Here is a 2,218-nt window from a genome sequence, read left to right on the forward strand (position 1 = left end):
CCGGGCCGGCCACCGCGTCCGACGCCGAGTCGAAGCGGTCGTCGAGGCTGTCGGCCGCGCTGCCCGGCCCGGTGTCCGGCGCGGTCTCGTCGTACAGCCTGCGCCACCAGTGGTCCTCGTGGGCGGCGGGCTTCTCCCCCTGCTGGCTCATGCCCATAGTGTCGACCGCCCCGGGCGTCCGAAACCGGTCATCCGGAAAGTGGCCCGGAAAGGCGCCGTCCGGGGTGGCCCGCCGGGCGTCCCCACCCCCCACGGGAAGGTCGCCCGGCGGGCCGGTACCTGTGAACAGCCCACCGCCCGCGGGGCGGTCGTTGCTGCGGTGCCACCACCTTGTCGGAGAGACGGGTGCTACGGGGCATGATGGGCCCGGCGGGTTTACGCCGTGGCCGTTTTCCGCCACCGCACATGCACGCCCGACGGGCGCGGAAACGCGCGAGCATGATCCGGGGAGGGCCGAGGATGCTGTCAGCGATAGGTCTCGACGAGAGGCAGGAAGCGGCCTACCGGGCACTGGTCGCGGTGGGCGCCGCGGAACTGGCCGGACTCGCGCGCCGGCTGGCCCTGCCGGAGGCGGACACCGAGCGCGCGCTGCGCCTGCTGGAACAGCGGGGGCTCGTGGCCCAGTCGTCGTCGCGGACGGACCGCTGGGTCGCCGCGCCGCCCGGGGTCGCGCTGAGCGCGTTGCTGATCCAGCAGCGCCATGAGCTCGAACAGGCGGAGCTGGCGTCCGCCCTGCTCTCCGAGGAGTACCGGGCCCAGGCGGCCGAACCCACGGTGCACGACCTGGTGGAGGTGGTGACGGGGGCGAGCGCGGTGGCCCATCGGTTCCACCAGCTCCAGTTGGGAGCCGCGTCCGAGGTCTGCGCGCTGGTCACGGGGAAGCCGATCGCGGTCACCGGGATGGAGAACGAGTCCGAGGAACGGGCCACGATGCGGGGCGTGTCCTACCGCGTGGTCGTCGAGCGCGACGTCCTCTCCCTTCCCAACGGCATCGTGGAGCTGTCGGCGGCGCTGGGCCGCGACGAGCAGTGCCGGGTGGTCGACCGGGTGCCGACGAAGCTGGTGGTGGCCGACGGCGCGCTGGCCATGGTGCCGCTGACCGGCCGGGGGGCCGAGCCGGCCGCCCTGGTGATCCACGCCAGCGGGCTGCTGGAGTCCCTGATGGGCCTCTTCGAAGCGGTGTGGCGGGACGCGATGCCGCTACGGCTGGGCGGGAGCGGCATCGGCGAGGAACGCGGTCCGGGTGCGGATCCGACCGATCTGGAGATCCTCTCGCTGCTGCTCGCCGGTCTGACCGACGCGAGCGTGGCGAAGCAGCTGGACCTGGGTCTGCGGACGGTGCAGCGGCGGGTGAAGGGGCTCATGGAGCTCACCGGGGTCACCACCCGGCTGCAGCTCGGCTGGCACGCGTACGAACGTGGCTGGGTGGCCCGCGCCCCTCGCTGACCGCTCCGGCCTGCGACTCCGCCCACTCGGAGGGGCCGCGCTGACGGGCGGGACCCGGCGTACTCCGGCACGCTGGTCGAATGAGTGTGTGGCAGCTCGTTGCCGTCGGGGCGGTGATGCTGCTCGGCCTGATCGGCGTACTGGTGCCGGGCGTGCCCGGGCAGGCGATGGTCTGGGCCGCCGTGCTGTGGTGGGCGCTGACGGACCCGACCCCGGTCGCCTGGGGCGTACTGATCGGCGCGACGTGCCTGCTGCTGCTGAACCAGGCGCTGAAAGCGCTGCTGCCCTCGCGGCGCCCGCGCGAGTCGGGGGCGCCGCGCAAGACGCTGATGGCCGGAGGGATCGCGGCGATCGTCGGCTTCTTCGTGGTGCCGGTGGCGGGCGGGATCCTGGGATACGTGGGTGCGGTCTACGGCGCCGAACGCATGCGTCTCGGCAGCCGGGCGGCGGGCTGGACCTCTCTCCGGTCGGTGATGCGGGCGACGGGATACTCGGTGCTCCTGGAGCTCTTCTGCTGCCTGCTGGCGGTGGGGGCCTGGCTGGGCGCCGTCATCTGGGGATGCCCCGCTTCATCTCCAGGGCGGCCCGGCCCTCCGCACCCCTGCGCTTCCACTCACGCAGGGTCTCGGTGCGCAGCCGGGCGTCCGTCTTCGCCGCGATGCGGTGGTTCTCCCGGAGCAGCTTGCGGTAGCTGTCGAGACGCCGTTCGGACAGCGACCCGTCCTCGATCGCGCCGAGCACGGCACAGCCGGGCTCGGACTCGTGTGCGCAG

At 73.4% G+C, this 2,218-nt stretch carries 1 protein-coding gene and 3 pseudogenes; 2 read left to right on the forward strand and 2 right to left on the reverse strand.

Going from position 1 to position 2,218, the window contains the following annotated elements; all coding sequences use genetic code 11:
• A pseudogene (locus BFF76_RS34860) lies at nt 1-151 on the reverse strand (protein phosphatase 2C domain-containing protein); the annotation flags it as partial.
• Between the two features lie 308 nt (nt 152-459).
• Here BFF76_RS34860 and BFF76_RS30315 point away from each other — a divergent pair.
• Nucleotides 460-1,446, forward strand: coding sequence for a helix-turn-helix transcriptional regulator (locus BFF76_RS30315; protein WP_031099820.1), 987 nt, complete (start codon nt 460-462; stop codon nt 1,444-1,446).
• 80 nt (nt 1,447-1,526) lie between these two features.
• Nucleotides 1,527-2,006 (forward strand): annotated as a pseudogene (locus BFF76_RS31955) (DUF456 domain-containing protein); the annotation flags it as partial.
• Here the strand turns inward: BFF76_RS31955 and BFF76_RS30320 are convergent.
• Nucleotides 1,996-2,218 (reverse strand): annotated as a pseudogene (locus tag BFF76_RS30320) (ribosome small subunit-dependent GTPase A); the annotation flags it as partial. The pseudogenes BFF76_RS31955 and BFF76_RS30320 overlap by 11 nt on opposite strands.

The sequence above is a fragment of the Streptomyces mutomycini genome (assembly GCF_001700505.1).
GTDB lineage: Bacteria > Actinomycetota > Actinomycetes > Streptomycetales > Streptomycetaceae > Streptomyces > Streptomyces mutomycini.

What these genes read in the sequence shown, in the direction of transcription:
- BFF76_RS30315 (WP_031099820.1), top strand. Translation starts at nt 460, where the DNA reads ATGCTGTCAGCGATAGGTCTCGACGAGAGGCAGGAAGCGGCCTACCGG.